The sequence below is a fragment of the Lutibacter sp. genome (assembly GCF_040883305.1).
Classification (GTDB): Bacteria; Bacteroidota; Bacteroidia; order Flavobacteriales; family Flavobacteriaceae; genus Lutibacter.
In genome coordinates this window covers 1-5,561 of the sequence record NZ_JBFLKT010000036.1, presented here as the reverse complement: position 1 = coordinate 5,561, position 5,561 = coordinate 1, and the positions used below count along the sequence as shown (strand labels likewise).

The 5,561-nt window shown below is 31.0% G+C and carries 5 protein-coding genes; 3 read left to right on the top strand and 2 right to left on the bottom strand.

What is annotated here, in order from left to right:
* The first annotated feature begins 273 nt into the window (after positions 1 to 273).
* Genes pfkA through AB1Z17_RS01115 form a run of 3 tightly spaced genes read left to right on the top strand, consistent with a single transcriptional unit; the run spans position 274 to position 3,185 of the window.
* Entirely contained in the window at positions 274 to 1,260 is a 987-nt protein-coding gene (pfkA, locus tag AB1Z17_RS01125; protein WP_368049947.1) for a 6-phosphofructokinase, read from the top strand.
* 29 nt (positions 1,261 to 1,289) lie between these two features.
* The gene (gene gap, locus AB1Z17_RS01120) at positions 1,290 to 2,294 is read left to right on the top strand and encodes a type I glyceraldehyde-3-phosphate dehydrogenase (RefSeq protein ID WP_368049946.1); all 1,005 of its coding nucleotides are present in this window, start codon (positions 1,290 to 1,292) and stop codon (positions 2,292 to 2,294) included.
* Between the two features lie 30 nt (positions 2,295 to 2,324).
* Complete coding sequence (locus tag AB1Z17_RS01115; protein WP_368049945.1) at positions 2,325 to 3,185, top strand: BadF/BadG/BcrA/BcrD ATPase family protein; 861 nt, start codon at positions 2,325 to 2,327, stop codon at positions 3,183 to 3,185.
* On the opposite strand, the gene murF is transcribed toward AB1Z17_RS01115, so the two are convergent.
* Positions 3,171 to 4,430, bottom strand: coding sequence for a UDP-N-acetylmuramoyl-tripeptide--D-alanyl-D-alanine ligase (gene murF, locus AB1Z17_RS01110; RefSeq protein ID WP_368049944.1), 1,260 nt, complete (start codon positions 4,428 to 4,430; stop codon positions 3,171 to 3,173). The genes AB1Z17_RS01115 and murF overlap by 15 nt on opposite strands.
* A gap of 130 nt (positions 4,431 to 4,560) precedes the next feature.
* A partial coding sequence (gene gldJ / locus AB1Z17_RS01105; protein ID WP_368049943.1) for a gliding motility lipoprotein GldJ occupies positions 4,561 to 5,561 on the bottom strand: 1,001 nt, incomplete at its 5' end.

The window sequence follows — 5,561 nt, the reverse complement described above, 5'->3', positions numbered from 1 at the left end:
TGAAACAGGAGTAGGATAATGGAATTCAAATTTTTTTTGAACAGCTTCATTTTTGTATTAAAAAAATAATTTTTTAAAACCAAAGGAGTATCAAATATATTTTAATTATTTTTGCCGTAAATGTCTGAAAACAAGATTTCTAATTTTTTTACAAAAACACATTAAAAACGCTGATTTACAGCTGTGTATAACGAAATCGTTTTAGTGAAAATCAATTGGTTTTATAGGATAAAATCCTATTTCAAACTACCTTTGGTAAATTAATTTTAACCTATGAATGAACCCATAAATAAGATAGCAGTTTTAACATCTGGAGGTGATGCCCCAGGTATGAATGCTGCCATACGAGCAGTTGTTAGAGCTTGTACATATTACAGAGTAGATTGTATTGGTGTCTATAGAGGATATCAAGGATTGATTGAAGGAGATTTTAAAAACCTTTCTGCGAGGGATGTAAGTAATATTATTAATAAAGGAGGTACTATATTAAAATCTGCGCGATCACAAGATTTTAGAACAGAGGAAGGTAGAAAAAAAGCATATGAAAATTTAAAAAAAGCGGGTATTGGAGCGCTTGTAATTATTGGAGGTGACGGTACTTTTACCGGAGGCTTAAAATTTATTCAAGAATATAATTTTCCAATAATAGGAATTCCTGGAACTATAGATAATGATATTTATGGGACTGATAGAACTATTGGGTATGATACCGCGTTAAATACTGTTGTTGAAGTAATTGATAAAATTAGAGATACAGCGAGTTCACATAATAGATTATTTTTTATTGAAGTTATGGGACGTGATGCTGGTTTTATTGCCTTAAACACTGGAATTGGAGCTGGAGCTGAAGAAATCTTAATTCCAGAAAAAGATTTAGGATTAGAGAGACTTGTAGATTCTCTTAAAACAAGTAAAGAAAACGGAAAGACTTCAAGTATTGTTGTAGTTTCTGAAGGAGATAAAATTGGTAAAAATGTATTTGAGTTAGGAGATCATATTAAGGAAATTTTCCCAGACTATGACATTAGAGTTTCAGTTTTAGGACATATGCAGCGTGGAGGTTCTCCAAGTTGTTCCGATAGAGTTTTGGCGAGTAGATTGGGTGTTGCCGCAGTAGAACATTTACTAGACAGATCGTCCGGTGTTATGGTTGGGGTTACAAATAACCAGGTAACTACGGTTGGACTAAATAAAGCCATTAAAATGAACAACGATATAGATAAAGAATTATTAAAAGTAGCTGAAATAACTTCAGTATAAATAGAGATTAATAGATAAAAACAATAAACATGTCAACAATTAAAATTGGAATTAACGGATTTGGTAGAATTGGTAGATTAGCTTTTAGAGTAGCTGCTAGCAGACCAAATGTAGAAGTTGTAGGAATTAACGATTTACTTGCTGTAGATCACTTAGCTTACTTATTAAAATACGATTCAGTTCACGGTCAGTTTGACGGAACTATTGATGTAAAAGATGGTAAATTAGTTGTAAACGGAAAAGAAATTAGAATTACAGCTGAACGTAACCCAGAAGATTTAAAATGGGATGCTGTAGGAGCTGATGTAGTTTTAGATTGTACAGGTATCTTTACAAATTTAGAAGGAGCAGGAAAACACATTAAAGCAGGAGCTAAAAAAGTTGCAATCTCTGCGCCATCTGCAGATGCACCAATGTTTGTAATGGGTGTAAATCATAAAAAAATTACCGCTGCTGATACTATCGTGTCTAACGCTTCTTGTACAACTAACTGTTTAGCACCAATTGCTAAAGTTTTAAATGATAATTTTGGAATTGTTGAAGGATTAATGACAACTGTGCACGCTGCAACTGCAACACAATTTACTGTTGATGGTCCATCTAAAAAAGATTTCAGATTAGGTCGTGCTTCATTAAATAACATTGTGCCTGCATCTACAGGAGCTGCAAAAGCTGTTGGAAAAGTAATTCCAGAATTAAATGGAAAATTAACAGGTATGGCATTTAGAGTACCAACTGTTGATGTTTCTGTAGTAGATTTAACTTGTCGATTAGAAAAAGGAGCTTCTTTTGATGAAGTAAAAGCGGTTATAAAACATGCTTCTGAAAACGAATTAAAAGGTGTTTTAGGATATACCGATGAAGGTGTTGTTTCTCAAGATTTTGTATCTGAACCAAGAACATCTGTATTTGATGCAAACGCTTCTATGGCCTTAAATGACAACTTTGTAAAAATTGTTTCTTGGTATGATAATGAATTTGGTTATTCAACTAAATTAGTTGATTTAGCTGAGTACATTAACGCTGTTAAATAGTTTATTTTCATAGTTTAAATTCATAAAAAGATGATTCTAATAGCTGATGGAGGTTCAACAAAAGCCGATTGGATTTTATTGGACAAGAAAGGTGAAGTGGTACTTAAAACAAGAACTGCTGGTTTAAACCCAGCTGTTTTTCCAGGTGAGTTACTTCAAGCGCGTATAGAAGAAAATGAAGATTTTCAATTTCATAAAGAGAAAATCACACATGTTTATTTCTATGGTGCTGGTTGTGGTACTAAAAAACCAACAGCCTTATTAAAATCAATATTAGAATCATTTTTTACAAATGCAATAGTTGAGGTTAAAGAAGATACATATGCGGCAACGTATGCGGTAACGACTGAACCTGGAATAGTTTGTATTTTAGGAACTGGATCTAACAGTAGTTATTTTGATGGAAAAGACGTTACAAATGGCGTTGCTTCTTTGGGCTTTATTTTAATGGATGAAGCAAGTGGAAATTATTTTGGAAAAAGGTTAATTCGAGACTATTTTTACAAGAGAATGCCAAAAAGAAGTGCAAAGAAATTTGAAAGTCATTTTGATTTAGATCCAGATGTAATAAAAAGAAATGTTTATAAAGAAACCAATCCAAATACTTATTTAGCGCATTTTGCAGAATTTATTTTTAGAAATGAACGCAATGCTTATACCAATAAAGTGCTGGAAAAAGGGATTAACGTTTTCTTTAAAACGAGAATATTAACCTATAAAGAAGTAAAGGATGTTCCTGTACATTTTGTTGGTTCAATTGCATTTTTCTCTAAAGATATTATTGAAAAAGTTGCAAAAAAACACAATGTTAAACTAGGTACTATTTTAAGAAGACCAATTGATGGTTTAATTGAATACCATCGTGAGAAATTAAAATTAGAGCAGGTTTAAAATTCTCTCTAATGCCATTCCACGAGAACCCTTAATTAATAAAGTAGTATTTTTTAGATTTAATATTTTATTTGAAGTTTTAAAATCTTCAAAATTAGGATATGTTAAAGCATTTTTTGCATCTATTGCAGAAAATGCTTTTCCTATTAAATAAAGCTTCTTAAAATTCAATGAGAGCGCAAAATCTGCAATTTGTTGATGTTCTTTGAAACTATCTTCACCCAATTCAAACATATCTCCTAAAATAACTATTTTATGTTTGTCTTTTAGTTCGCTAAAGTTCTCTAAAGCTACTTTCATACTGCTCGGGTTAGCATTATAAGCGTCTAAAATAATTTTTAAACTTCCTTTATTTATTATTTGCGATCTATTGTTAGCAGGCTCATAATTTTCTATAGCATTTTTAATATCATTTATAGACACCTTAAAATAATTTCCAATGGCTATTGCAGCTGCAATATTATTATAGTTGTATTTTCCAATTAATTTACTTTGAATAGTTATATCCTGAAATTCAACTTTTACAAAAGGATTTGCTTCAATATATTTAATTTTGTTATTATTAAAAGTAATTGTCTTAATACCTTGCGATTGCTTTATTTGAATTGGGTCATCTGAATTTATAAAAGCAATTTTTTTATTAGCTCTTAAAAAATCATACAATTCAGATTTTCCTTTTATTACACCTTCAAAACTTCCAAAGCCCTCTAAATGCGCTTTTCCAAAATTTGTAATTAATCCAAAGGTGGGCCTGGCAATGTTACATAAAAAGTCAATTTCTTTTATGTGGTTAGCACCCATTTCAATAATTCCAATTTCTGTAGTTGGTTCAATTGCCAATAGGGTTAATGGAACTCCAATATGATTGTTAAGATTTCCAATGGTGGCAGCTGTTTTATATTTTTTAGATAAAACGGAATTAATGAGTTCTTTTGTGGTGGTTTTTCCATTGCTTCCTGTAAGTGCAATTATAGGTATGTTTAATTGTTTTCTATGGTATTGTGCTAATTTTTGAAGCGTTTCTAAAACATTATTAACAAGTATAGTTTTTGGCTGATTGTTATATTCAACTTCATCAATTACAGCATATGAAGCTCCATTATTTAATGCTTCTTTAGCAAATTTATTTCCGTTAAAATTATCACCTTTTAATGCAAAAAAGATACTTCCTTTTCTAATGTTTCTGGTATCTGTATCTACTAAATAGTTTTGAATAAATAAGCGGTATAATTCTTCGATTTTCATATAGTCCTTAATATTTTTTTAATTTTATTTTTGAGCAGTATATAAATTTTTTAACACGCTCGTTTTAAAAATTAAATATAAAAAAACCTCATTGATAATTCAATGAGGTTTGTATTTTGTTTTAACTATTTTAATATCTAATTTTTGTTGTTGTTGGCGTTCTTCTTTTATAAGTCATTGGTCCAATTCTATCTGTAACACATCTAAAACCAATATAGTTAGTCGCCATATATTCTGGTAAATATCTTCTTTGAGAAGGATCTAGCCAATATTCTCTATCTTTCCAAGAACCTCCCTTATAAACTCGTGCTTTATTGCTTATTAAAGTTGTTCTATTTTCTGTATCGTATTGTTGCATTGTATAGCCACTTTCTCCAATTTCTCTTGGTTTTACTGGAGAGTTATACATACGAGGTTTAACCTCTAATTCGTCCTCATCTTTATCATAAAATTTTGTTGAAGCTAAATCACCATCTTTTGCATCAATATTATAAGCCTTTTCATAATTATTTCTCATATATGCATCACGCTTTGTAACAGGCACTGTTTTAATGCTACCTGGCAGTGCTTTAGGAACAATTTGTCCATTATCTAAAGTGTCATATTCTACAGAAAAATCATCTGCAATAACAACCTTTCCTTCAGAGTCTATCATTTTTTTTGTAAAAATATTTCCTCTGTAATAATTAAAATCGTTAGCGTCGTTATCTATTATAGGTCTATAAACATCAGAAACCCATTCTGCAACATTACCAGACATGTCATACAAACCAAACGCATTAGGTTCATAAGATTTCACTTGAATTGTAATATCTGCACCATCATTACTCCAACCTGGAACACCACTATAATCTCCTTTACCTTGCTTGAAATTTGCAAGTTGATCACCCATATACCGTTTAGATTTGTTTCGAGTGTATTTACCGCTCCAAGCATATTTTTTTCTACCACGTGCATTGTTATATTCTCTGCCTTCAACAACTGCTTTTGCTGCATAGTCCCATTCTACCTCTGTTGGAAGTCTAAATTTTGCAGATAAAATTCCATCAGAAACTTTTACTTGTCTTCCTGTAAATTCACCTCTTTTTGGTTTTGGATCACCTCTTTTTCTTGCAATATTACTTGGTAAAC

Bases quoted from the DNA above. Each gene is read 5' to 3' on its own strand.
- pfkA (WP_368049947.1), top strand. From the start codon at position 274: ATGAATGAACCCATAAATAAGATAGCAGTTTTAACATCTGGAGGTGAT.
- AB1Z17_RS01115 (WP_368049945.1), top strand. From the start codon at position 2,325: ATGATTCTAATAGCTGATGGAGGTTCAACAAAAGCCGATTGGATTTTA.
- gap (WP_368049946.1), top strand. From the start codon at position 1,290: ATGTCAACAATTAAAATTGGAATTAACGGATTTGGTAGAATTGGTAGA.
- murF (WP_368049944.1), bottom strand. From the start codon at position 4,430: ATGAAAATCGAAGAATTATACCGCTTATTTATTCAAAACTATTTAGTA.